At 71.1% G+C, this 23,310-nt stretch carries 25 protein-coding genes; 15 read left to right on the top strand and 10 right to left on the bottom strand.

What is annotated here, in order from left to right:
* Nucleotides 1-7 precede the first annotated feature (7 nt).
* Nucleotides 8-145 carry a hypothetical protein gene (locus tag ACN6M5_RS11020; RefSeq protein ID WP_434949754.1) on the top strand — a complete coding sequence of 46 codons (138 nt, stop codon included), beginning with the start codon at nucleotides 8-10 and terminating at the stop codon, nucleotides 143-145.
* Nucleotides 142-1,002 carry a patatin-like phospholipase family protein gene (locus tag ACN6M5_RS11015; RefSeq protein ID WP_434949752.1) on the top strand — a complete coding sequence of 287 codons (861 nt, stop codon included), beginning with the start codon at nucleotides 142-144 and terminating at the stop codon, nucleotides 1,000-1,002. Before ACN6M5_RS11020 ends, ACN6M5_RS11015 begins: the two co-directional genes overlap by 4 nt.
* Before the next feature lie 115 nt (nucleotides 1,003-1,117).
* Here the strand turns inward: ACN6M5_RS11015 and ACN6M5_RS11010 are convergent, their stop codons facing one another.
* The 3 genes from ACN6M5_RS11010 to ACN6M5_RS11000 all read right to left on the bottom strand — a co-directional run bounded on the left by ACN6M5_RS11010 (nucleotide 1,118) and on the right by ACN6M5_RS11000 (nucleotide 3,044).
* Nucleotides 1,118-2,017: an aminoglycoside phosphotransferase family protein gene (locus ACN6M5_RS11010; RefSeq protein WP_434949750.1), complete on the bottom strand. Its 900-nt coding sequence runs from the start codon at nucleotides 2,015-2,017 to the stop codon at nucleotides 1,118-1,120.
* A gap of 21 nt (nucleotides 2,018-2,038) precedes the next feature.
* Complete coding sequence (locus ACN6M5_RS11005) at nucleotides 2,039-2,452, bottom strand: hypothetical protein (protein WP_434949749.1); 414 nt, start codon at nucleotides 2,450-2,452, stop codon at nucleotides 2,039-2,041.
* Between the two features lie 73 nt (nucleotides 2,453-2,525).
* Nucleotides 2,526-3,044 (bottom strand): hypothetical protein, encoded by a 519-nt coding sequence (locus ACN6M5_RS11000; RefSeq protein ID WP_434949748.1) that lies wholly within the window; start codon nucleotides 3,042-3,044, stop codon nucleotides 2,526-2,528.
* 202 nt (nucleotides 3,045-3,246) lie between these two features.
* Here ACN6M5_RS11000 and ACN6M5_RS10995 point away from each other — a divergent pair, with 202 nt between their 5' ends.
* Nucleotides 3,247-4,596, top strand: a complete 1,350-nt coding sequence (locus ACN6M5_RS10995; protein WP_434952379.1) for a pyridoxal phosphate-dependent decarboxylase family protein — start codon at nucleotides 3,247-3,249, stop codon at nucleotides 4,594-4,596.
* Nucleotides 4,597-4,692: 96 nt separating this feature from the next.
* Here the strand turns inward: ACN6M5_RS10995 and ACN6M5_RS10990 are convergent, their stop codons facing one another.
* The 3 genes from ACN6M5_RS10990 to ACN6M5_RS10980 all read right to left on the bottom strand — a co-directional run bounded on the left by ACN6M5_RS10990 (nucleotide 4,693) and on the right by ACN6M5_RS10980 (nucleotide 5,744).
* Entirely contained in the window at nucleotides 4,693-4,950 is a 258-nt protein-coding gene (locus tag ACN6M5_RS10990) for a DUF6458 family protein (RefSeq protein ID WP_085370523.1), read from the bottom strand.
* A 16-nt stretch (nucleotides 4,951-4,966) separates the two neighbouring features.
* On the bottom strand, nucleotides 4,967-5,131 hold the full coding sequence (locus ACN6M5_RS10985) for a hypothetical protein (protein WP_168690344.1): 165 nt from the start codon (nucleotides 5,129-5,131) through the stop codon (nucleotides 4,967-4,969).
* A gap of 112 nt (nucleotides 5,132-5,243) precedes the next feature.
* The gene (locus ACN6M5_RS10980) at nucleotides 5,244-5,744 is read right to left on the bottom strand and encodes a MarR family winged helix-turn-helix transcriptional regulator (RefSeq protein ID WP_143465973.1); all 501 of its coding nucleotides are present in this window, start codon (nucleotides 5,742-5,744) and stop codon (nucleotides 5,244-5,246) included.
* A gap of 105 nt (nucleotides 5,745-5,849) precedes the next feature.
* Between ACN6M5_RS10980 and ACN6M5_RS10975 the strand changes: the two genes are divergently transcribed.
* Nucleotides 5,850-7,205 (top strand): serine/threonine-protein kinase, encoded by a 1,356-nt coding sequence (locus tag ACN6M5_RS10975; RefSeq protein ID WP_434949747.1) that lies wholly within the window; start codon nucleotides 5,850-5,852, stop codon nucleotides 7,203-7,205.
* A gap of 24 nt (nucleotides 7,206-7,229) precedes the next feature.
* Here the strand turns inward: ACN6M5_RS10975 and ACN6M5_RS10970 are convergent, their stop codons facing one another.
* The gene (locus ACN6M5_RS10970; RefSeq protein WP_434949746.1) at nucleotides 7,230-7,922 is read right to left on the bottom strand and encodes a GNAT family N-acetyltransferase; all 693 of its coding nucleotides are present in this window, start codon (nucleotides 7,920-7,922) and stop codon (nucleotides 7,230-7,232) included.
* Between the two features lie 125 nt (nucleotides 7,923-8,047).
* Here ACN6M5_RS10970 and ACN6M5_RS10965 point away from each other — a divergent pair, with 125 nt between their 5' ends.
* Together ACN6M5_RS10965 and ACN6M5_RS10960 are read left to right on the top strand one after the other, a co-directional pair.
* Entirely contained in the window at nucleotides 8,048-9,013 is a 966-nt protein-coding gene (locus tag ACN6M5_RS10965; RefSeq protein WP_434949745.1) for a diacylglycerol/lipid kinase family protein, read from the top strand.
* 82 nt (nucleotides 9,014-9,095) lie between these two features.
* The gene (locus ACN6M5_RS10960; protein ID WP_434949744.1) at nucleotides 9,096-9,290 is read left to right on the top strand and encodes a hypothetical protein; all 195 of its coding nucleotides are present in this window, start codon (nucleotides 9,096-9,098) and stop codon (nucleotides 9,288-9,290) included.
* Between the two features lie 42 nt (nucleotides 9,291-9,332).
* Here the strand turns inward: ACN6M5_RS10960 and ACN6M5_RS10955 are convergent, their stop codons facing one another.
* Nucleotides 9,333-9,773, bottom strand: coding sequence for a MarR family winged helix-turn-helix transcriptional regulator (locus tag ACN6M5_RS10955; protein WP_434949742.1), 441 nt, complete (start codon nucleotides 9,771-9,773; stop codon nucleotides 9,333-9,335).
* 194 nt (nucleotides 9,774-9,967) lie between these two features.
* Here ACN6M5_RS10955 and ACN6M5_RS10950 point away from each other — a divergent pair, with 194 nt between their 5' ends.
* From ACN6M5_RS10950 to ACN6M5_RS10925, 6 genes are all read left to right on the top strand, one after another.
* Nucleotides 9,968-12,553 (top strand): LuxR C-terminal-related transcriptional regulator, encoded by a 2,586-nt coding sequence (locus ACN6M5_RS10950; protein WP_434949741.1) that lies wholly within the window; start codon nucleotides 9,968-9,970, stop codon nucleotides 12,551-12,553.
* An 83-nt stretch (nucleotides 12,554-12,636) separates the two neighbouring features.
* A complete protein-coding gene (locus tag ACN6M5_RS10945; RefSeq protein WP_434949739.1) occupies nucleotides 12,637-15,804 on the top strand; it encodes an IPT/TIG domain-containing protein in 3,168 nt (1,055 codons plus the stop codon).
* Between the two features lie 65 nt (nucleotides 15,805-15,869).
* Complete coding sequence (locus tag ACN6M5_RS10940; RefSeq protein WP_434949737.1) at nucleotides 15,870-16,544, top strand: SipW-dependent-type signal peptide-containing protein; 675 nt, start codon at nucleotides 15,870-15,872, stop codon at nucleotides 16,542-16,544.
* Between the two features lie 7 nt (nucleotides 16,545-16,551).
* Nucleotides 16,552-17,190: a SipW-dependent-type signal peptide-containing protein gene (locus tag ACN6M5_RS10935; protein ID WP_434949735.1), complete on the top strand. Its 639-nt coding sequence runs from the start codon at nucleotides 16,552-16,554 to the stop codon at nucleotides 17,188-17,190.
* An 8-nt stretch (nucleotides 17,191-17,198) separates the two neighbouring features.
* Nucleotides 17,199-18,473 carry a signal peptidase I gene (locus ACN6M5_RS10930; RefSeq protein WP_434949733.1) on the top strand — a complete coding sequence of 425 codons (1,275 nt, stop codon included), beginning with the start codon at nucleotides 17,199-17,201 and terminating at the stop codon, nucleotides 18,471-18,473.
* Nucleotides 18,470-18,934, top strand: a complete 465-nt coding sequence (locus ACN6M5_RS10925; protein WP_434949731.1) for a hypothetical protein — start codon at nucleotides 18,470-18,472, stop codon at nucleotides 18,932-18,934. The genes ACN6M5_RS10930 and ACN6M5_RS10925 overlap by 4 nt, the downstream gene beginning before the upstream one ends.
* Before the next feature lie 49 nt (nucleotides 18,935-18,983).
* Here the strand turns inward: ACN6M5_RS10925 and ACN6M5_RS10920 are convergent, their stop codons facing one another.
* On the bottom strand, nucleotides 18,984-19,832 hold the full coding sequence (locus ACN6M5_RS10920) for a helix-turn-helix transcriptional regulator (RefSeq protein WP_434949729.1): 849 nt from the start codon (nucleotides 19,830-19,832) through the stop codon (nucleotides 18,984-18,986).
* 162 nt (nucleotides 19,833-19,994) lie between these two features.
* On the opposite strand from ACN6M5_RS10920, the gene ACN6M5_RS10915 reads away from it, so the two are divergent.
* On the top strand, nucleotides 19,995-20,972 hold the full coding sequence (locus ACN6M5_RS10915) for an aldo/keto reductase (RefSeq protein WP_434949727.1): 978 nt from the start codon (nucleotides 19,995-19,997) through the stop codon (nucleotides 20,970-20,972).
* Here ACN6M5_RS10915 and ACN6M5_RS10910 read toward each other — a convergent pair.
* A complete protein-coding gene (locus ACN6M5_RS10910; protein WP_434949724.1) occupies nucleotides 20,969-21,724 on the bottom strand; it encodes an alpha/beta hydrolase in 756 nt (251 codons plus the stop codon). The genes ACN6M5_RS10915 and ACN6M5_RS10910 overlap by 4 nt on opposite strands.
* A 107-nt stretch (nucleotides 21,725-21,831) precedes the next feature.
* Here ACN6M5_RS10910 and ACN6M5_RS10905 point away from each other — a divergent pair, with 107 nt between their 5' ends.
* Both ACN6M5_RS10905 and ACN6M5_RS10900 read left to right on the top strand, forming a co-directional pair.
* Complete coding sequence (locus tag ACN6M5_RS10905; RefSeq protein WP_434949722.1) at nucleotides 21,832-22,611, top strand: alpha/beta fold hydrolase; 780 nt, start codon at nucleotides 21,832-21,834, stop codon at nucleotides 22,609-22,611.
* Complete coding sequence (locus ACN6M5_RS10900) at nucleotides 22,608-23,303, top strand: esterase/lipase family protein (protein ID WP_434949720.1); 696 nt, start codon at nucleotides 22,608-22,610, stop codon at nucleotides 23,301-23,303. Before ACN6M5_RS10905 ends, ACN6M5_RS10900 begins: the two co-directional genes overlap by 4 nt.
* The last annotated feature ends 7 nt before the right edge of the window (nucleotides 23,304-23,310 follow it).

The following is a 23,310-nucleotide window of genomic DNA, read 5'->3' as shown; positions in this document are numbered from 1 at the left end:
CACGAACATGGCCGCACCGGATGCATCCGGTGCGGCCATCGTCGTCTCTGCGGCCATCGTCGTCTCTGCGGCCATCGTCGTCCCTGCGGCCATCGTCGTCCCTGCGGCCATCGTCGTCCCTGCGGGGAGTAGCGTGTGCCCATGACCAACGGTTCGATCGTCTTCGCTGGTGGCGGTGTCGCGGGTATCGCGTGGGAGATCGGCGTGATCGCCGGGATCGCCGACGCTGATCCGCAGCTCGCCGAACATCTCCTCGCACCGGAGGTCACGTTCATCGGGACCTCCGCCGGCTCCGCGGTGGCGGCGCAGCTCGCCAGCGGCGTCGGACTGGAGGAGCTCTACGCCGCGCAGCTCTCCGACGAAACGGCCGAGTTCGACCCCCGCGTCGACCTCACCGCGCTGATGGAACTGTTCACCGCGGCGGCGTCACCCGGCGCATCCCCGTCGGACACTCTGCTCGCGATCGGACGGCTCGCGCGCGACGCGCAGACGGTCACCGAGGCGGAGCGCATGGTGTCGATCGAGGGGCGGCTGCCGTCCGGCGAGTGGCCGGAGCGACGCCTGCTGATCACGGCAGTGGATGCGGAGAGCGGCCAGTTCCGCGTCTTCGACGCCGACGCGGGGGTGCCGCTCGCTGAGGCGGTCGCCGCCAGCTGTGCCGTGCCGGGCGTCTGGCCGCCGGTGACCATCGGCGACCGTCGCTACATGGACGGCGGGACGCGCTCGCTGGCGAACGCCGACCTCGCCGCCAGCTCGGACTGGGTGCTCGTCGTCGCACCGACCATCGAGGGCGCGCCCGGCCTCGGCCAGATCCCGCCCGGCGAGCTGGCGTCGCTCGACCCTGCACCCGTGTTCGTCGTCTACGCCGACGACGCCTCGGCCGCCGCCTTCGGCGTCAACCCGCTCGACCCCGCGACCCGACCAGCCGCAGCGGCCGCCGGACGCGCCATCGGCGTCGTCGCCGCCCCGCGCATCCGGGCCGCCCTCGACCGCACCCACTGACCCGCTGTCCCGCCCCGCCCGGCCCCACAAAATCGAGTCCGAAGTTGTGCACGCCTCCACCCGGCGTGTCGCGTGAATAACTTCGGACTCGATTCTTTGGGGGCCCTGGCCGGGGTCAGGGGAACTGAGCGAGCGCGTGGGTGGCGATGGAGGCCATACGGGGGTTGTTGTCGGAGTTGGCGGCGAGGGCGGAGCCCATGACGACCGCCCAGCCGCGGGCGCGGCGCCAGGTGGCGTCGTCGGCCAGCGCCGGCAGGGCGGCGGGGGAGCGGCGGGTGAGCTCGTCGCGGAACAGGGCCCGCGCATCCGGATCGAACGTGAGCCACGCCGTCGCGAGGTCGGTCGCCGGGTCGCCGGCGGTGACGTCGCCGAAGTCGACCACGGCCGCGAGGCCGGAGCGGTCCGGCGTCAGCAGCAGGTTGCCGGGATGCAGGTCTCCGTGCAGCCAGATCGGTGGGCCGTCCCAGGTGGGTGCGTCGAGCGCATCCCGCCACGCCTCGGCGAGACCGGCGACTTCTCTCCGCTCCGACAGGTGCCGCAGGCGCTCCTGCACCGCCGCATCCCTGGTCGCCAGCGGCACGCCGCGCACCGGGTTGGCCGGGATATCGCCCGTCGCCGGCTCGTGCAACGCCGCGACGAACGCAGCCAGCGGCAGGGCGATGGATGCGCGTTCCTCCGCCGTCACGTCCGCCCCATCGATCCCGTCCACCCACCGCACGATGCTCCACGCGAACGGGAACAGCTCAGACGGCGCCCCGACCCGCACCGGAGCGGGGATGGGCACGTCGACGCGCGCGGCGAACGCCGGCAGCACCTGCTGCTCGTGCTCGATCAGGTGCGCGGCGACCTCCCGGCGCGGGATGCGCACCGCATACTCGCTGCCCAGCCGGTAGATCAGGTTGTCCCAGCCGTCGGACACCAGCGTGAGCGGTCCGGCGAGGTCGGGATGCTGCGTATCCACGAGCCGGGCGACCAGCTCGGCGTCGCTCGCGATGTCTGCCTCCGGGGTGTGCACCGCTCGACGCTACCGCACGGGTCAGCCCTGGCGGAACTGGCGCGCGTACCTGGCCTGTCCGATCAGCGACTGCAGGTAGGCGACCCGGTTGAGCACGTCGGCGCGCTGGAACTCGTCCGCGACGGGAACCTGCTCGGTGTACCACTGGCCGTTGCACGAGATGGTGACGGAGATGTAGCCGCTGACCTTGCGCTCGCGGGCGAGCAGGAAGAGCAGGCTGAGCAGGAAGAACCAGATGAAGACGACCACCAGCACGATCGCCCACGCCGGCGTGTGCGTGGTGACGGCGGTCTGGTCGCTAGTGGAGACGTTCACGTCGGCGGTGGGCCAGGTGCCGCCGGGCGTGACCACCCAGTCGTGGGTGGCGTGCACGTTGCCGATCGAGACGAGCGGTTGGGGCGGCAGCGGCTGCTGGGGCAGGGGGACGTGCGTCATGCGCTCACCTTATCGGCTGGGCCGCGCAGCGAGATGCCGCTATCTGTCGCGAAACGCCCGGGATGCGGCGCAGTTACTGGTAACTCGCGAGCACGGCCCCGGCCACCTCGTGCGGCGACCTGCCCGTCGTGTCGACCGTGGGGCCCGGGATGCGGGCGGCGTCGAGCACCGCATCCAGCTCGCCGTGGCGGTGCAGGTGCCAGGCAAGGGCGTCGTGGTCATCGCCGTGCCTGGCGCGCAGCCTGGCCTCGCCGACCGCCGGATCGACGGTGAGCCGCACGACCGTGAGCGGGATGCCGCCGACGGCGTCGCGGTAGAGGGGAACGGCGTCCGGGTCCTCGATCACCCCGGCCAGCACCAGGATGCGCGCGCCGGCCGCGCGGTGGTTCGCGGCGACGGCGCGCAGGTTGGCCAGTTCCAGCGCGTTGTTGAACGGGTCGCCCTCCGGTGAAGGCCAGGCGGCGCGGAGTGCATCCAGGTCGATGATCGCGTGCGCGATGCCGCGCTGGATCAGGATGCGGCTGATGGCGTCCGCTGTGGCGGTCTTGCCGACGCCGACGGTACCGTTCAGGAAGAGGGCGTGGTCGTGCATCCGACCAGTCAACCGCACAGGGCGCGGCGAAGTGTTGCGTGCAGTGCGCGGGATGCGCCCGATCGTTGCGCCGGACGGCGAACGAGTGCCGAAGCGTTGTGAGAGTCTGCTCTGGGCCCGAGAGGAAAACATGGATACACGCAAACCCGACGACAGCCGGACCGGCACCCCGACCGCCACGCAGACCGGCACCCCGACCAGGATGCACGCCGTGTCGGACGAGACCAGGAGCCTCGTCGACCTCGTGCTCGAGTACTCGCGGCGGCGCATCCTGAGCACGGACACCCCGCTCGACAAGCCGCTGTCCGAGTTCGAGCTGAACCGGCTGGCCGGGCAGACGGTGGTGGAGGGCGGCATCGGGGCCGAGCGGGCGCTCGCGCTGTTCGAGCACGTGCTCGCGCCGGCGTGCATCACCACGGACCACCCGCAGTATCTGTCGTTCATCCCGACCGCGCCCACCAAGGCGGCCACCGCGTTCGACCTCGTCGTCTCCGCCAGCGCCGTCTACGGCGGCTCGTGGCTGGAAGGGTCCGGCGCCGTCTTCGCCGAGAACCAGGTGCTCGCCTGGCTGGCCGCCGAATTCGGGCTGCCCGCCACCGCCGGCGGCGTGTTCGTGCAGGGCGGCACGCTCGGCAACCTGTCGGCACTCGTCGCCGCCCGCGAGCACGCCAAGGCCGAGCGCGGAGCCCAGCTCGGCCACGGCCGCTGGAAGATCGTTTGCAGTGCAGAGGCGCACTCCTCCATCGCGTCGGCGGCGCGGGTGATGGATGTGGAGGTCGTGCCCGTCCGCCCCGACGACTCCGGGATGCTCACCGGCGACGCCGTGCGCGAGGCGCTGGACGAGCACGGCGCGTCCGTGTTCGCGGTGGTCGCCACGGCCGGGTCGACCAACTTCGGCATCGTGGACGACCTCGCATCCATTGCGGCGCTCAAGGACGAATACGACTTCTGGCTGCACGTCGACGGCGCGTACGGGCTGGCCGGGATGCTGTCACCGGAGGCCAAGTACCGGTTCGCCGGGGTGGAGCGCGCGGACTCCGCGATCGTCGACCCGCACAAGTGGCTGTTCGCGCCGTTCGACGCCTGCGCGCTGCTGTACCGGGATCCGGAGGCCGGGCGCAGGGCGCACACGCAGCACGCCGAGTACCTCGACACGCTCACCGACACCTCGGAGTGGAGCCCGTCGGACTATGCGGCGCACCTCACCAGGCGTGCGCGGGGCCTTCCGCTGTGGTTCTCGCTCGCCACGTACGGCGCAGCGGCATACCGGGAGGCGGTGACGGCCTCCCTGCAGCTGGCGCAGCGGATCGCGCGCGAGATCGAGTCGCGCGACGGGTTCCGGCTGGTGCGGGAGCCGCAGCTGTCCGTCGTCGTGTTCGAGCGGGAGGGCTGGACCCGCGACGACTACGCGCGCTGGTCGACGAGGCTGCTGGACGAGCAGCGGGCGTTCGTCACGCCCAGCTCGCACGACGGTCGGCCGAACACGCGGTTCGCGATCGTCAACCCGACCACGACCTTCGAGCACCTCACGTCCATCCTCGACACGATGTAGACGCAGGCACGGAGACGCAGAAAAGCCGAACCCCTCCACCCGGCGCGAGAGCTCCGGCGTGAAGGGGTTCGGACTGTGTGGTGCGTGTGGGGCGGGTCAGACGATGGGGTCGTCGCTCTCGCTGGTCCGGCGCGTGACGCGCTCGCCCGACGCAGGGTCGACAGCGCTGCGCGTGGTGGCGACAGACTGGCGACGGCGGGTGAGCAGCACGATGCCGATGATGATGCCGATCAGACCGGCGGCCATCAGGATGTACCCGACCAGGTGGAGGTCGATCCAGGCGACCTGCAGGTTCAGAGCGAACGCCAGGATGGCGCCGATGACGAACAGGACGATTCCGGTTCCGAGACTCATGGTCTTACCCGTCCTGTCAGACTCGTCGGCTTCCGGTGAGCATCCGAACAAGCCAGACGATCACCGCGATCACGAGCAGCACGATTCCGACCCAGAGCAGGAAGTTCAGGGACTGCACGAAACCGCCGGTAAGCAGAAGGATGATCGCGATGATGGCGATCACGATGAGCAGGATGTTCATGGCAGAGTTGTCCTTTCCTTGACCACACCACTGAACTACTAGTTCAGTTGCCTAGCAATCCCCTTGACATGGCGGAAAATCCTGCTTTACTCGCGCGCGGCCACGGCAGGGCTTACGACCTCGCGGCCGGCCCGGAACGCCGTGGTTTCGTCGCGATGCGGTCGACGGTCTCGCGCATCTTGGTGAGGAACCGCGTGATGGTGGCCGCTTCCTCCGGGCTCAGTTCGGCCGTGGCCGCCTCGATCTGGGTCTGCGCGGCCTCCAGCATCGGGCCGGTGTCTCCCAGTGCAGCGGCGGTCGGCACGATCTCGATGGAGCGCTTGTCCACGGTGCTCGGCCTGCGCTCGACGAAACCGCCCTTGGCGAGCCTGTCGATCAAGGCGGTGGTGGATGCGCTGGAGATGCCGAGGTAGGCGCTGACGTCTTTGGAGGCGGTCACCTGCCCGAGGGCGCGGCGGTCGAGGATGTACCGGAGCGCCAGGAGGTCGCTGTCCCCGATCCCCATTGCGGCGCCCGTGCGTCTGCGCATCGCCGCCTCCGCCGCCCGGTAGACCTGCAGCGCTTCCAGAACACCCGTCTCCGGCTGGTCGGGCACTTCGGTCTCGTCGCTCACACTATTCACTCAACCCAGGTTCGGCGATCTGGCAAGGGAGTGCGGCCACACTTTCGGCTGATTCACGGACAGGATGGGGTTGCATAACGCGGGTATGCTCGGGCAGTGAACGATCGTGTGCTTCTGGAACGCTACGAACTGCGCGAGGCTCTCGGCCGCGGCGGGATGGCGACGGTGTACCGCGCCCTCGACCGTCAGCTGGGCCGGTTCGTCGCTGTCAAGCTGTTCGCGTCCGGCACGGCCGTCGACGACGCCCGCCGTCGCGCGGAGGCGACGATGCTCGCGCGCCTCAGCCATCCCAATCTGGTGACGCTGCACGACGCCCACCTCGCCGGCGTGGACGACGACACCCCCAGCTTCCTCGTGATGGAACTCGTGGAGGGAACCGACCTGCGCATGCGTCTCGACGACGGCCCGCTGACCGGCGTCGAGGCCGCGGAACTGGCTGCCGAGATCGCGGAAGGCCTGGTGGTCGTGCACGACGCGGGGATGGTGCACCGCGACCTCAAGCCGGCGAACATCCTTCTGCCCGCATCCACTGTCCCCGGCGGCCGTCTGCACGCCAAGCTCGCCGACTTCGGCATCGCCCACCTGCTCGGGGCCGAACGCCTCACCACCGACGGCACGGTCATCGGGACGGCCGCGTACCTGAGCCCGGAGCAGGTCGCCGGAGCTGAGCCGGATGCGTCCACGGACGTCTACGCGCTCGGGCTGGTGCTGCTCGAAGCGCTCACCGGCCGCCGCAGCTACCCCGGTTCGCCCGTCGAGTCGGTGAGCGCGCGCGCGGCGTACGATCCGCGCATCCCGAGTACGCTGCCGGACGACTGGCGCGGGATGCTCGCCGCCATGACGGCGCGCAGCCAGGCGCTGCGACCCACGGCGATGGAGATCGCGGTGATGGCGCGCGAGCTGGCCCCGCAACTGGCGGGATGGGATGCGTCGGGTGAGCCGGACGACGAGATGCCGACCGCGGTGATGCCGTCGGCGGGTGCCGCGGGTGCCGCGGGTGCTGCAGGCGCCACGGGTGCGACGGACCAGATGGAGCCCACCGTCGCGATGGCGCCGCCGGTGCCGCACGCCGGACCGGTTGGGGCGGGCGCCGCAGATGCGCCCACGGCCGTCGTCGCCCCTCCCGCGAAGCGTCGGCGCGGGCTCCTGGTCGCGCTGGTCGCCGGCGCGCTCGTCGTGCTGGTCGCCGGCGCGATCGGGCTGGGCGTGCTGTTCGCGCCGTCCGGTACCAACCCGTCGAGCGTTCCGTCGACGCCGTCGCCGACGACCTCCACGCCCGCGTCGCCGAGCGTGGCGCCGACCGTCGCGCCCGTCACGACCACCGATCCTGCGCCGGCTCCAGCGCCGGCCCCTGCGCCGAGCCAGAAAGAGAAGGGAAACCCGGGCAAGGGCAAAGGTAACGGCCCAGGAAACGGCCCGGGAAAGGGCAAGGACAAGAACCAGGAAAAGTAGCCGGCTACCGTCCGCGCGCTGCACTCAAAGCGGCTGGCACACCAGGATGTTCGCCCTCCGCCGCCGGGTGAACCCGAGCGCTTCGTACACACCGAGCGCGCGCTCGTTGGTCGCCTCGACGTGCAGGAACGGCCGCTCTCCGCGGGCGACGATCCCGCGCATCACCTCGACCATCACGGTCGCCGCGAAGCCCCTCCCACGGAACTCGGGGTCTGCGCAGACCGCGCTGACCTCGCACCAGCCGTCCGGCCGCATCCGCTGTCCGGCCATCGCCGCGAGCCGGTCGCCCACCCGGATGCCGCGGTACCCGCCGAACTCGATCGTGCGCGGGAGGAACGGCCCCGGCCTGGTCCGGTCGACCAGGTCGAGCGCATCCGGTACGTCGTCGTCGCCCAGCGCCACCAGCCGCGCGTCGTCGCCGAGCTGCCGCACCTGCGGCATCGTCTCGTGCTCGTAGACGAGCTGCCAGCAGTCGTACGCGCCGAGCGTCTCCCAGCCGTCCGGCCCCGTGGATGCGCCGAACACGCCGAGCGCGGAGTCTCCGCCGCCCGAGAGGCCCACCAGTTCGGTCAGCGCATCCAGAGGGCCGTCCGGGTCGGCGACGGCCGCGAACGGAGACATGTCCGGACGGTAACGCTTGGCGTCCTCCGTCCCGACGGCGAACGAGCGGTGCGCCCCGGTGAGTGCGTGCCAGGCGGGGTTGTCGAGAACGTGCATCCCCCCAGCTTTCCATGCCGCGGGGCTGCGGATGTGCCGTGCCCCGGTTACGCCGGGGGCGTCCTCCCAGTAGTGTCGCGGCGTGACCCGTGCTTTCGCCGTCGCACCCGCAAGAGGAGGACTCCGTGAAGACCGCAGCCATCGTCGTGAACCCGATCAAGGTCGACCTGTCGGCGATCAAGGAGGCCGTCGCCGCTGCGGAGGCCGAGCACGGCTGGGCTGAGACGCTCTGGCTGGAGACCACCGAGGACGACCCCGGCACCGGTCAGACCAAGCAGGCGCTCGAACGCGGCGTGGATGTGGTGATCGCGGCCGGAGGCGACGGCACCGTCCGGACCGTGGCCGAGGAGCTGCGCGGTACCGGCACCCCGCTCGCGCTGCTGCCGTCCGGCACCGGCAACCTGCTCGCCCGCAACCTGAACCTCACCCTCGACGACGTGGAGAACGCGCTCCAGACGGCGTTCGGCGGCGAAGACCGGCCGATCGACGTGGGCGTGGCCGACATCCGGGATGCGGACGGTTCGGTGAGCAGGCGCGCATACCTGGTGATGGCCGGGCTCGGCATCGATGCGAAGATGCTGGCGGCAACCGACGACGACCTCAAGGCCAAGGCGGGCTGGCTGGCATACGTGAAGGCGATCGGCACCGTGCTCCGAGACAAGAACCAGCTGCGCCTCCGCTACCAGCTCGACGGCGGGCGGGTGCACTCGGTACGCGCGCACACCGTGATGATCGGCAACTGCGGGTCGCTCCCCGCGAACATCCTGCTGCTCCCGGATGCGGCGGTCGACGACGGCGAGTTCGACATCGTGGTCCTCCGCCCGGAAGGGTTCATCGGCTGGGTGCAGATCGTCTGGAAGGTGTTCTGGGAGAACGGGGTGCTGCGTCGCACTTCCGCGGGCCGACGCCTGATGGGCCTCTCCAGGGAGGTCAGGGCGCTCAACTACCTGAAGGGCAGCGAGTTCGTGCTGCGCCTCAGCAGCCCGGAAGACGTCGAACTCGACGGCGACCTGTTCGGCAAGGCCTCCGCGATCAAGACCTGGATCGACCCGCGGAGTTTGGTCGTGAAGGTGCCCGAGGGGGCGGCGTAGGCGGGGGCGCTTCAGCGGGGTGGGCGTCCATCGGGGGATGCGGCGCCTCGCCGCCCGGAACCCCGACGGAGTAGAGCACACCGTGGACGACGACCGCTTCGACGACCGCTTCGACGACCGCCAGCGCCCGCCCACCCCTGGCCTGGACCACAACCCGCTCGGCTCGAACTGGAGAGACCCCGTCCGCGACGCACCCCGCGCCACGCTCTGGCCGATCGCCGTCGGAGTCGTGCTGCTCGTCGCGACAGCCACCGCGCTCATCCTGTTGTCGGCCTAGCGGAAACTCCGTTCGGCCCCGGAGAACCGGATGAAACGTGCCTCAGCCCCGCACCCCCACCGCCGCAACGATCTGCAGCAACGCCGCACGCAACGCCTCAGGGTCGTCGACGGCCGGGAACACATCCCGTTCCAGGTTCCTCGCCCCCGCGAACGCCTCCCGCCCGGCCGCGGTGATGCTGAGCACGTGCCTGCGCCGGTCGCCGGGGTACGGCGAGCGCGCGACCAGCCCCTCGCGTTCGAGCCGGTCGATGGTACGCGACATCGTCTGCGCCTCCACCCTGGCCAGCCGCGCCAGCTCGGCCTGGGAGGTGATGCCCGCATCGAGGAAGTGCAGCACGATCAGCCCGGCATGGGTCAGTCCGCGCTGTTCGAGCGCCTGCGCCCAGCTCCGCTCGACCGCCCGGGATGCGACGGCGAGCAGGCGGCCGATCGGCCAGTTCTCCGGCCGCTGATCGTCGGCGGTCACGGTCTGCTCGTCCATCGGTGCTTCCTCGTCGGTCTGTCGCGTCTGCCAATAGTAGGGTCTGTCTCTGCGCCGTCCGCTGTGCGATCATAAGCCTGCTGAGAAGATGGCCGCGCGCGCCGATGCACATCGTCGGTCTCACCCGATCCGGGTGAGGCGGGAGAGCGGGCCGGAGGTTATCGTCAGCACAGGTTGTTCAAGGGGGTTGGACAATGCGGGGTGGTGCGGTCGGTCACGAGTTCGACGTCGGTTCGCTGCGGACGGCGGTCGTGGATCGCCGCAGACTCCGCCGGCTCCTCGATGGTGCGGAGGAGGACGGCCGGTCGGTGGTCACGATAACCGCGCAGGCGGGCTGGGGCAAGACCACCCTGCTCGATCAGTGGTGCTCGGACCCCGCACGGCGAGCGCCCGTCGTGCGCGTCGGCATGGCCGAGGTCGTCGCCGAGCATCGCTCGCTCGAATCGGCCACGGCTCGCGCGTTCGTGCGCGTCACAGGGACAACGCGCGAGGACCTGACGGACGCGTTCGTCGTGGCGATCGACGACGTGCACCTGATCGAGTCGCACGCCGACCGCGAAACGTTCGAGACGCTCTGCCGGTCCCTCCTTCCCGGACAGTTCCTCGTGTCCAGCGGGCGCAGCCAGCCTGTCGCCGTGACGCGCCAGCTGCGCGGCTGGACCGCCGTCGAGGTCGGGCAGTGGGGTCTCGCGTTCAGCCCGAGGGAGGCGGACGAGCTCGTGCGTCTCTCGGGGATCCGGCTGGAGCCCGCCGACCTCGCCGATCTGGTCGGCCACACGCAGGGGCAGCCGTTCACGCTGGCGCTGTTCGCCCAGGTCGCCGCCGCATCCACAGACCCTCACGCCGTGGTGGAGCGCCTCATCCACGACCCGGGGCTCGCGGCGGAGCACCTGGTCGAGGCGCTCCTCGGGATCCTCCCTCCTCGGGTCGCCGACAACATTGTCGCCCTGTCTGTACTGGACGAGGTGAGCATCCCGATCGCGGCGCACCTCACCGGATCAGCCGACATCGGGTCCACCCTCGAATGGCTCTGCACCTCCACGACACTGCTCGGGCGACGGCCTTCAACCGACGAGGATGCGCCGTACGCCTTCGACGAGACCTTCCGGCAGCATCTCGCGCACGCGCTCCGCAGAAGGGACGCCGGACGTCCTGGTCGCCTGCACGTGAGCGCGGCCGAATGGCTGGTCGCGCGCGGGGACTATCGCGCGGCCGTGGAGCACGCGGTCTCCTCCGAATCGACCGAGCTGGTCCAGTACGTCCTGCAGACGCACGGGCTCGGCCTCATCTTCTCCGGCGATGTGGCGGTGGTGCACGGAGCGCTCACCTTCCTGGAGAGCCGCGGCGTCATCACCGGGCTCACCGCTCTGCTCTCCGCCCTGCTGTGCGCCCCGCATCTGCTCGACTCCGTGCGCGTCGACCACTTCATCCACCTCGCGCAGGAGGGCCTGTCGTCCATGTCCGCCGCTGCGAGACTCGCTTTCCGGGCGCTCGTCGCCATGCGCGCACGCGACGACGAACAGGCGCGGCGGGCTCTGAGCGACCTGGACGCTGCCGTCGCCGCCGCGGCGGCAGCGCCGTCCGACGCATCGACGCCGGCCAACATGCTGGATGCGCTGCTGTTCGCCGAAGCCGCCAGGGCGATCTGCGCTCTCTGGCTGGGGGAAAGCGACTCGGCTGTCCGCATCGCCGTGCGAGCGGCGGACGACGCGCACGAATCGAGCCGGCCGTGGCTGGCGACCATGCTCCTCGATATCGGGGTGAACGCCGCCGCCAGAGCGGGGGCCTGGCAACTCCAGGTGTCGCTGGAGTTGCAGATCGCGGAGCAGTCGACCGACGACGCGACGCCGACCGACATCGTCACGGCGCACAGCCAGTTCGCTGTCGCAGCGGCCGCGTACCAGGCGTGTGAGCCGTACAGCGCGGAGCGGCTGATGGACATCATCCAGACCGAGTGGCGGAACCTCGACCCGGGGCTCTCCGTGCCGCCGCGGGTGCTCCGGGTGCTGTTCGAGCTGGACAGCGAGCCCGATGCGCGACCGCTGTACGAGCGGATGGAACGGATGCTGGAGTCCGCGATCGTCAAGCACCCCCGCACCCTCGCCGTCGGGTCGTTCCGCTACATCGACCTCACCCTCCGCTACCGGGGGAGGATGACGGCGCGAGACGCGGTCGGCCTGCTCTCCCGATCTCTCGGCCCTTCGGCGTTCGAGACACGGTTGGCCACGGCGCAGATTCACGGCGGCACCGCGCTGCAGGACGCGGAGGAGCTCGCTCTGGAGGGAGCGCTGCTCGACCGTCCGCACGCCTGGCACGGCAGCAACCTCGTGTTCGGGTGGATCCTGCTCGCGACCTGGGCTGCCGAGGCCGGCAGAGAGGAGCAGGTCGAGGCGCGGCTCCAGGGCGCGCTCGAACTGGGTGAGCGGATGCGGTGCATCCGTCCTTTCCTCGCGGGCGGCGGAGCCGCGGCGCGCCTCGTCGAACAGCGCCAGGGCGCGTTCGGGGCGAGTGGGCGCTTCGCGGAGGCCGTGGTGGATGCATACCGTCGGCTGGTCCCGGATGCCCGCCGCGTCGGCACCGTCGACCCCGCGCTCCTCACCCCGAGGGAACGCGACCTGCTGCGCGAGCTTCCCCTTCACCAGAGCGTGTCGGACATCGCCCGCAAGCACACGGTCAGCCCGAACACCGTCAAGACGCACCTTCGCTCGATCTACCAGAAGCTCGGCGCGACCGACCGCGCGTCCGCCGTCGAGAACGCGCGCAGGGTGGGCCTGCTGTAGCCAATCTCACCCGGTTCGGACGATACGGCGACCGGTAGCTCCGAGTGAGTATCGACCCACACGCATCTCTGGGGGTTGTGCACATGCTCGATGGTCTCGTTCGTCGTCCGTCCTTCCACGCAGGCAGGGGAGGTGAACATCCAGGTCTCTTCCGCCTCGCCGCGTTCGGAACGGCCATCGCTCTGGCCGCCGTCGGGTTGGCTGCCGTACCCGCCGACGCGGCGCCTGGCGACACGTCCCACGCGACAGGGCAGTATCTGAGCGGTTCGCTCCTCGGCCTGGATGCGGCTCTGATCGCGTCTCTCGGAGGGGAGACGGCGGCCAGCACCGGCACAGACACCACCAACGCGAACAACCTGGATGTCGGCGTCCTCGGCGCCGTGAACCTCACGGCCCCCGGCGGCATCCAGCTGCCCATCGATCTCGGGCAGGTGGGCGTCGTCTCGCAGTACGCGTCGGCTCTCGGCAACGGTTCGTCGGTCGGCGCATCCGGCCTCACCGCGGCGAACGGCGACATCGGCACCGGCATCACACCGGCCCCCGGCGTCGCGCCAGGACCACTGCACCTCAACCTCGGTCAGGCCGTGTCGTCCCTCGGGCTGCCGACCGCCACGCTGAACGAGCTCGCCAACCTCGACCTGACGGCCGGGGTCACGGCGGCACGCGCCGCGCAGGCTGCTCCGGCAGCGGCGACGGGAGGCTACTCGCTCGCCGGGGTCGGGCTCACGTTCCAGAGCAACACCGTCGCCGGGCTCGCATCCGCCATCAACGCGCAGATCGTCCCCGTGCAGAACGCGGTCAACGGCCTCGCCGGATCGGGCGGCACGCTCGCGACCGCGCTCGGCCTGCTCAACGTCGGCGGCGTCCTCACCACGACCGCGACGGTGGACTCGTCCAACCTGCAGACCGCCGTCGCTCCGCTGCTCACTGGGCCGATCACGGATCCGGCCTACCCGGGCGTGACGCTCGACCTCAGCACGGGAACGGTGAGCGTCGACCTCGGCGCCATCACGGCCCTCGAAGGCCTGCCGGCCAACACGGACCTGCTCACGGATGCGGTGATCACCGAACTGGGGAACCGCATCACCGGCGTGGTCGGCTCGCTGCTCACGAAGGTCACAGACACGCTGACGACGACGATCGACGGTCTGCACGTCCACGTCGCGTCGTCGCTGCCGATCGTCGGCAACGTCATCACCGTCGACGACACGATCGGCAACCTCCTCGGCAACTCCACCAGCGGCATCACAGTCGTCGGCATCCCGATCGGTGTCGGTGCCGTGCTCTCCAGCCTGCTGACGCCCCTGCAGTCGGTCGGCTCGCTCGTGACGGCGATCGGCCCAGCGGTGATCGCACCGGTCGCATCCACGTTGATCCCCGCGCTCAAGCCCGTGCTGAACGGTGTGCTCACGCTCACCGCGAACAACCAGGCGACGGCCGCCGGCGTCTTCACGGAGACGGCCCTGCGGGCCACCGTGCTCCCCGCCGCTGCCGCGCTCGTCCTCAACGTCGCCAACGCGTCCGTTGGCCCGAACGCACTCGCGGCGGCCGCTGCTCCGGTGATCACGGGGGTTGCTCCGACGCACGGGCCGGAGGCCGGTGGCACGGCGGTGACGATCACGGGGACCGGGTTCACCGGCGCAACCGGTGTCACCTTCGGTGGCACGGCGGGGACTGGCTTCACGGTGGTGAATGACACGACGATCACGGTGACGACTCCGGCGCATGCGCCGGGCGCGACCGATGTGGTGGTGCAGTCGCCCAATGGTGACTCCGCTCCTGGCACGTTCACGTTCGATGCGGCGCCGGTCGCTCCGGCGATCACGAGCCTGACGCCGACGCATGGCCCGGAGGCGGGCGGCACTGTCGTGACGATCACGGGCACCGGGTTCACCGGGGCGACGGGTGTCACCTTCGGTGGGACGGCAGGGACCGGGTTCACGGTGGTGAATGACACGACGATCACGGTGACGACTCCGGCGCATGCGCCGGGCGCGACCGACGTGGTGGTGCAGTCGCCCAACGGCAACTCGGCTCCTGGGACCTTCACGTTCGATGCAGCCCCGGTCGCTCCAACGATCACGAGTCTCACCCCCACGCACGGTCCGGAAGCGGGTGGAACTGTCGTGACGATCACGGGCACCGGGTTCACTGGGGCGACGGGTGTCACCTTCGGTGGGACGGCGGGGACCGGGTTCACCGTCGTGAATGACACGACGATCACCGTGACGACTCCGGCGCATGCGCCGGGCGCGACCGACGTGGTGGTGCAGTCGCCCAACGGTAACTCTGCTCCTGGGACCTTCACGTTCGATGCAGCCCCGGTCGCTCCGACGATCACGAGTCTCACCCCCACGCACGGTCCGGAAGCGGGTGGCACCGTGGTGACGATCACGGGCACCGGGTTCACAGGAGCTACCGGTGTCACCTTCGGCGGCACCGCCGGTACCGGTTTCACGGTGGTGAATGACACGACCATCACGGTCACCACCCCGGCACACGCGCCCGGCGCTGCCGACGTGGTGGTGCAGTCGCCCAACGGCAACTCCGCCCCTGGCCCGTTCACGTTCGATGCGGCCCCGGTCGCCCCGGCGATCACGAGCCTGACTCCGACGCATGGCCCGGAGGCGGGTGGCACCGTCGTGACGATCACCGGCACCGGGTTCACCGGCGCGACCGGCGTCACGTTCGACGGGACGGCGGGGACGGCGTTCACCGTGGTGAACGACACCACGATCACGGTGACCACTCCGGCACACGCGCCCGGCGCTGTCGGCGTCGTCGTGACCGGCGCCGGCGGGCCGTCGGCCCCCCAGCCGTACACCTACGACCCCGCCACCACCGTGGGTTCGGTGAATCCCGGATCCGGTCCGGAGAGCGGCGGGACGCCCGTGACGATCATCGGACACTGCTTAACAGCGGCGACGGGCGTGCTGTTCGGCACCCATCCGGCGACCGACGTGACGGTGGTCGACGACACCACCATCACCGCGGTCAGCCCGGCCGGCGTCGGAATCGTGGATGTGACGGTCGTCGGGTCGGCCGAATGCGGATCGGGGACCCTGCCGCAGGGCTTCCTCTACATCGACCCGACCGCTCCGGTGACTCCCACCACACCCACCGTCACCGCGGGCGGGCTCGCGGCGACCGGTTCGGACAGCGGCCAGGCCGTGCAGCTCGGCCTGATCGCGGCGATCCTGATGCTCGCCGGCATCGGGGCGGTGATCTGGCGCAGGAGGAGCAGGGCCTGACGCGAGCCGCCGGGCGACGAAAGACCGAAGCGAAAACGGGAACGGGAACGGGAACGGAGACAGCCATGTCCGACACCGACACGGAAACGAACAGCGGCACGAGCAGCGCCAGAAACAGCGGCACGAACCGCGGCAGCAGAACGGCCCGCGGCCGGCGCGGGATGCGGTCGCGCAGAACCAGAGCCATCCTCGCGGGCGGCCTGGTGCTGGGCATCGGCGCTGCGGTGACGCTGGCGGCCTGGAACGACTCCGAGTTCGCGACGGGGACGTTCAGCGCCGGACGATTCAACCTGGTGGGCAGCACGAACGGGACGACCTTCACCGATCACGCCACAGCGGGCGCGGCCGCCCCGCTCACGTTCTCCGTTCCCGCCGCGGCCATGTCGCCCGGCTCCGTCACATACGCGCCGTTCGCGGTCCAGCTCGACGCGACGACCACGAACAGCGCGATCGTCACGGTGTCGGCCGGCGGCACGACGGGCACCGTGACGCAGCTCACATACGAGCTGCTGCAGACGACGACCTTCGGATGCGCGTCCGCCACCACGGGCACGGACCTCGTCCCAGCTGGCACGGCTCTCACCGCCGTGCCCGGCACGCCGAACTTCCCGCTCGCGGCGGGGACGGGTGGGGCGGCAGGCGCCCCCGTGTTCCTGTGCTTCAAGGTGACAGCGGGGGCGGGGCTCGTGCAGGGGCAGACAGGGTCGGCGACCTGGCAGTTCCAGGCGGCGTCGCAGTAGGCGCACCATGTCGAAACAGTCGACGTCCCGCGGCCGGAGAATTCGGGCGCTCCGGCTGCGGGCGGTGCTGGCGGGCGGGCTGGTGCTCGGGGTCGGGGCTGCTGTCACGCTCGCGAGCTGGACCGACACCGAGTTCGCCACCGGATCGTTCACCTCGTCGGTGTTCGACACGCAGTCGAGTGTGAACGGCGCCGCGTACGCGGACAACAATGTCTCGCCCGGCCCGACCGTGAGCATCGCCGGGCCGTTCGCGCCGGGGGTGTCGTCGTACTTCCCCGTGCTGATCCGCACGAAGGCGAACTCGGTGGCCGGGGCGCTCGTGCTGAACGGCGGGATCGTCGGGGGGACGGATGCTGCGACGCTCGGCGCCGCCCTGGTCTACCGGGTGGTCAGCACGACGGGCACCTGCGCTGCGGCGGCGTTCACCGGGACGCCTGCGTTCGTCGTCGGCGCAGCGGGGACGACCAGGCCGCTGACGGCGGGGCAGGAGACCGGGGTCACCAACACGCTGGCCGCCGCATCCAGTGCGGCACCGGGTGCGCCCACCGGGTTCTGCTTCGAGGTCACCCTCCCCGCCTCGGCCCCGAACAGCCTGCAGGGCAAGACGGCGACGGCCACCTGGCAGTTCACCGCCACGTCGAGCTAGGGCACCGGATGCACAGCCTGCGACGTTCCCGCCTCGCCTCCACCGTCGGCAGCGTGTTTCTGACGCTTGCCGCGGTCGGCGGCGTCGTGTGCATCCTTGCCGTGATCGCTTCCGTCTTCCTCCAGGTCAGCCTCATCATGTTCTCGACCGGCTCGATGAGCCCGACGATCCCGGCCGGCTCGGTCGCGGTCGTGCGCCAGGTTCCGGCCGAACAGGTGCGGGTCGGCGACGTGGTGACGGTCGACCGGCCGGGGGAGTTGCCGATCACGCACAGGATCGTGGCGATCCGTCCGGTGGGGCACGGCACAATGGCGCTCACCCTGCGCGGCGACGCCAACCGCGAGGACGACCAGGCTCCGTACGTCGTCTCGCATGTGCGGCTGGTCCTCGCGAGCGTCCCTGGAGCGGCGTCGGTGATCGTGTTCGCATCCAACCCGGTCGTGCTCGGGGCCGTGACCATCGCGGCGGCCCTGCTCGTCGGCTGGGCGTTCTGGCCGCGCGGGCCGGATGACGACGATGACGCCGACGACGATGACGGCGAGGAACGCGGCGGCGGCGGCGAAGGCGGCGGCACCGGCACCACGGTCGGCAGCGCATCCATCGTCTCCGCGCTGACGACAACCGTCCTCGCCGCCGCGCTCACCGCCGCTCTCGCCGCACCAGCCCCGGCGCGTGCGGACACGACCCAGACGACGGTCTCCGGCCGGTACATCACCCTCACCTCCATCGGCGACGCCGACGCGTTCGCCGCCCTCACACCCGGCGCACCGGTGCGCTGGACCGTCGGCGTCCGCGCCGATCCGCCGGACCCGGCCACCATCACGCTCGGCCTGAGCGCGTCCGGGATGCTGGCGGCACCCGACGGGCTGCGGGTGTCCGTCGTCGCCTGCAGTGTCAGATGGCACGGGATGGAGTGCCCCGGCCGCACCATCAAGCTCCTCGCCGAGCAGCCGGTCGCCTCGGTGGTCGGCTCGCCGTCGTCCGGCCGGGTGAGCGAGCTCGGCACCATGCCGTCCACGGAGCAGCGCTGGCTCGCCGTCGACGTGACGCTGCCGCCCGGATGGCGGCCGGGCAGCAGCGCCGACCTCAGCATCCACGCCTGGGGTGCGGGAGACGACGTGCAGACCAGCGGGCCGACCGCCGCGCTCGCCGGCACAGGCAGCGAGGCACCAGGACTCGCGTTCGGTCTCGCGGCGGCCGCCGTGACGATCGGCGTCGCCGCCGCAGCCGTCGCCCGGCGCAGGACCGCCGGCGCACGACGCGGGAACGCGAGGCCGAGATGAGACGCCTCGCGACCCTCACCACGGTCATCCTCCTCCTGCTGACGGTGCTCGCACCCGTCGCCCGTCCCGCCGCAACCGACGCGAGCTGGGCGAGGCCCGGTTTCGCGACGGGGTCGGCCGCATCCGGAGTGCTGAACGCCGTGCCGACGGTCGCGTGCGGTGCCGCCTCCGGACTGATCGCGGTCAGCATCCCGATCACGTGGGCTGCCCCGCCGACCGGCGGCAACGCCGTCGCCCCGACGGGCTACCGTGTCGACTACTCCGGCACGGCAGGCTCCGGCACCCAGAACGTGACGACGACGAGCGCCAGCATCCCCGGCAGCGTGCTCGCGGTCGCCGGGTCGATGACCGTGACGGTCACCGCGACCTACGGCAACTGGGTGTCTCCCGTTTCGCTGCAGACCCGGACGATCACGGCCGTGCTCAGCGTGCTCGTCGTGGTCGCGTGGACCTGCGCGTGACCGGTGGTTCGTGCGGCCACTCACCGCAACGATCCCGGGGCTGTCGCCCCTACTCCACCAGCGTCTGCGTCCCCAGCACCACCGCGAGCGCCAGCCGCTCCGCGTCTTCTGTGCCGGGTTCGGCCGTGTAGACCATGATGCGCAGGTCGTCGGTGGTGACGATGAGGGTGTCGCAGTCGAGGGTGATGCGTCCGACCAGGGGATGCTCGATCGTCTTGCGCTTCGACGGGTCTTGCCTGCGGGGGCCGAGGTCGCCGTTCTCCCACAGCTCGACGAACTGGGGGCTCGCCGCCGTGAGGGCGGCCACCAACCGGGTGACGGAGCGGTCGGCCGGGTAGCGGGAGGCGGTGAGGCGCAGGTCGGAGACCAGCCCGGCGACGAGGTCGTCGTGGTCTTCCTGCGACTGCAGGACTCGGCCTGCCGGACCGACGATGTGGCGCCAGACCGCGTTGCGTTCGTTGCCGCGCCAGCTGCTCGTCTCGCCCATCAGCGCGTCGAACGGGGCGTTGGCCTGGATGAGCGTCATCGTGGCGTCGTAGACAGCGACCGGGGTGTTCGCCAGCCGGTCGAGCATCCGCTGCACGCTGGGCGGGATGCGCGTCGGCACCACGTCCAGGCCGGGGGCCGCGTGCCCGGCGAGCCGGTAGAGCAGTTCGCGTTCCGCGTCGGAGATGCGGAGGGCCCGCGCGAGCGATGCGACGATCTGCGCGGACGGCGAGGTCGCCCGCCCTTGTTCCAGCCTGGTCAGGTAGTCGGCCGAGATGCCGGCGAGAGCGGCGAGTTCCTCGCGCCGCAGGCCGGCGGCGCGGCGGCGACGGCCGGGCGGCAGGCCGACGGCTTCCGGCGTCACCCTGTCCCGGATGCGGCGCACCATCCGCCCGAACTCGTTCGCTTCCACGCATCCAGTGTGCGCCACCCGGCTTCGCTTGTCCTGGCCCCCGTAGTCCCACCACAGCGAGATGCCAGTAACTGCGCCGCATCCCGGGCGTTTCGCGACAGTTGGTGGCATCTCGCTGGGCGCGAGTAGCGTTGCCCCCAGTCGGCAGCGAACGGAGCACCCATGCAGTATGTCAACCTCGGCAGCACCGGACTGAAGATCTCGGCGGTCGTGCTCGGCTGCATGAGCTACGGCGTCCCGGAGCGCGGCGCGCACCCGTGGAGCCTGCCGGAGGAGCAGAGCCGGCCGTTCATCCGGAGCGCCCTGGAATCCGGGATCACCACGTTCGACACGGCCGACGTGTACTCGGACGGCACGAGCGAGGAGATCGTCGGCAGAGCGCTCGCCGACTTCGCGACGCGCGACGAGGTGGTCATCGCCACCAAAGTGCACGGCCGGATGGGCGAGGGGCCGAACCAGGCCGGCCTGTCGCGGGCGCACATCCTGTCGGCCATCGACGACAGCCTGCGCCGTCTCGGCACCGATCACGTCGACCTCTACCAGATCCACCGCTGGGACCCGTCCACCCCGATCGAGGAGACGATGGAGGCGCTGAACGACGTCGTGCGCTCCGGCAAAGCGCGGTACATCGGTGCGTCGTCGATGTGGGCGTGGCAGTTCGCGAAGGCGCAGCACACCGCCCAGGCCAATGGATGGGCGCGGTTCGTCTCGATGCAGGACCAGTACAACCTGCTGCAGCGCGAGGAGGAGCGGGAGATGCATCCGCTGTGCGTCGATCAGGGCGTCGGCGTCATCCCGTGGTCCCCGCTCGCCCGCGGCGTGCTGACGCGCGAATGGGGAGTCAGCACCGACCGTTCGGCCGGGGATGTGTTCGGCGCGACGCTGTACCGCGGCGAGGAGGAGTCGAACCGGCGCATCGTGGCCGCTGTCGCCGAGGTGGCGGAGGCGCGCGGCGTCTCACGGGCGCAGGTGGCGCTCGCCTGGGTGCGGCAGCAGGGCGCGGTGACGGCGCCCATCGTCGGCGCGACGAAGCAGCAGCACCTGGTGGATGCCGTCGCCTCGGTGGACCTGACCCTCACGCCGGAGGAGTGCGCGGCCCTCGAAGCCCCGTACACGCCGCGGAGGGCGGAAGGCTTCTAGCCGGCCTTCCCGAGGAACGCGGTGAGCGTTTCGGTGATCCTGTCGCGCGCCTGAGCGTTCGTGATGCCGGCAGGGTTGTCGCCCGGCTGCGGCCCGTAGTCGCCGAACTGGGCGTGGTTCATGCCGGGGATCTCGACCATCGTGGCGTCTGCGGGCAGCAGCGGTCTGGCCGCAGCGATCTTCCCGGGGGTGCTCAGGCCGTCGGCGCCCCCGCCGATCGAGAGCACGCGCAGGTCGCTGCGGCTGAGGTCGTTCGCGCAGTAGCTGCCGAACAGGATGAGCCCGTCCACGCTCGTGCCGTCGGCGAGCTGGCAGGCGCGCACCCCGCCGAGCGAGTGGCCGCCGACGTACCACGAGGACACCTCCGGTGCGTGGGAGGTGAACGTCGACAGTGGCCGCTGGTCGAAGAACGCCAGGTTCAGCGTCGGCTTGGTCACGACGACGGTCAGCCCGGTGTCCTCTACGGCGCCGGCGAGCTTGTAGAGATAGGCGTAGGGGTCGACCAGCGCGCCGGGCACGAACACCAGCCCCTGGCCGGATGCGTCCCCCGTCGGCGCGAGCAGCACCGAGTCTCCCTCGTCGGTGATGCTGACCGCCGAGTTGGTCCACACGTCGATCGCCCGTGCGCGGTCGCCCATCATGGGCGTGTTCGCCCAGGCGAGGAAGCCGACCACCACGAGGGCGAGCACGGCGACGACGGAGATCAGGATGCGGACGGCGGTGCGCATCCCTCGGCGGTTCGTTCGCGGCATCCTGGCTCCTCGATTCGGTCGGTCATTGCCGATTATAAGCAGGCTGACTATCTGTGTCGGCCGTGCGCGGCCATTGATCCCGGCGCGGCCAGGTGTACAACTCGAGAGTGACCAAGGATGCCCAGACCGAGGATGGCCGGACCGCCCAGCAGGCAAACCGGGCGCGCGCCGTCGTCACCGTCGACACCGGCGCTCCGCCGGACGGCTCGGACGGACCCGACTACCTCCTCATCCACGGCATCGGCGTGAGCTCCCGCTACTTCGAGCGCATCATCCCGCTGCTCGCCCGCCGCGCACGCGTCGTGGCGGTCGACCTGCCGGGGTTCGGCCGCGCTCCGAAGCCCGGCCGCGCCCTGGGCGTCGACGACTTCGCCGAGTCCGTTGCGGCGGTCGTCGACGAGCTCGGCCTGTCCGGATGCGTCGTGTTCGGCCACTCGATGGGCACGCAGGTGGCCACCAGGCTCGCCATCGACCGGCCGGAGGCGGTGGCGGCGCTCGCGCTGATGGGCCCGGTGATGGACCCGCGCGACCGGTCCCCGTTCCGCGCGGCGGCCCTCCTGGCGCTCGACTGCGCGGGGGAGCGTCCGCGCGCCAACTGGCTGGTGCTCAGCGATTACGCCCGCTGCGGCCTCCGGTGGTACCTCGCCGTGCTCCCCTCGATGCTGACCTACCGGATCGAGGACGACATCCCCCTGGTCGATTGCCCCGTGCTCGTGCTCCGCGGCGAGCGGGACCCCATCGCGCGTGCCGGGTGGGTGTCCGTCCTTGCGGCGTCGGCCGGGCGCGGGGGAGCGAAGACCATCGACGGCGCCCGCCACCTCGCCATGCACACGCGACCGGAGGCGACGGACGGGCTTCTCGCCCTCCTGGCCGGTTCCGTCCGGTGACCGCGCAGCCCCTCCGGCGGGCGGGCGTCTCCCTCCGCAAGGCCGGGGTGTGGATGCTCGACTACCTCTACGCGGCACGGCATCAGCTGCGCGCCGCCGTGAGCCGCGACGACCCGGAGGTGCTCGCCGCTGGGCGGCCCGGCGCATCCACTGTCGTGCTGCTGCCCGGGATCCTGGAGACCTGGCGGTTCATGCTCCCGCTCGCCAGGCACCTGCACGACCGCGGCAACGCCGTGCACGTCATCGCCGCTCTCGGTCGCAACCGCCTGAGCATCGCGGACGGCGCCGAGCTGGTCGCCGCGCACCTCGACGAGCACGACCTGCACGACGTGACGATCGTGGCCCACAGCAAAGGCGGGCTGATCGCCAAGCAGCTGATGTCGTCGCTGCCGGCCGGCGGGCGGGTACGGCTGGCGGTGACCGTGTGCACGCCGTTCGCCGGATCGGTGTACGCACGCTACCTGCCGACGCGCAGCCTCCGTTCGCTCGCGCCGACCGACGCGACGTTGCTCCGCCTCGGGCGGGAGAGCGCGGCGAACGAGCGCATCGTGTCGGTCTACGGGTGGTTCGATCCGCACATCCCGGGCGGAAGCGCGCTGGAAGGGGCGAGGAACGTCGAGCTGCCGGTGGGCGGCCACTTCCGGATCCTGGCGAGCAGGGAGCTGCTGGAGGTGGTGGACGGGTGCGTGTAGACCGGAG

Origin of the sequence: Leifsonia araucanica, assembly GCF_051161895.1 — a bacterium.
Lineage (GTDB): Bacteria > Actinomycetota > Actinomycetes > Actinomycetales > Microbacteriaceae > Leifsonia.
The sequence above is the reverse complement of the archived record's forward strand: the minus strand, read 5'-3'. Positions and strand labels throughout refer to the sequence as shown.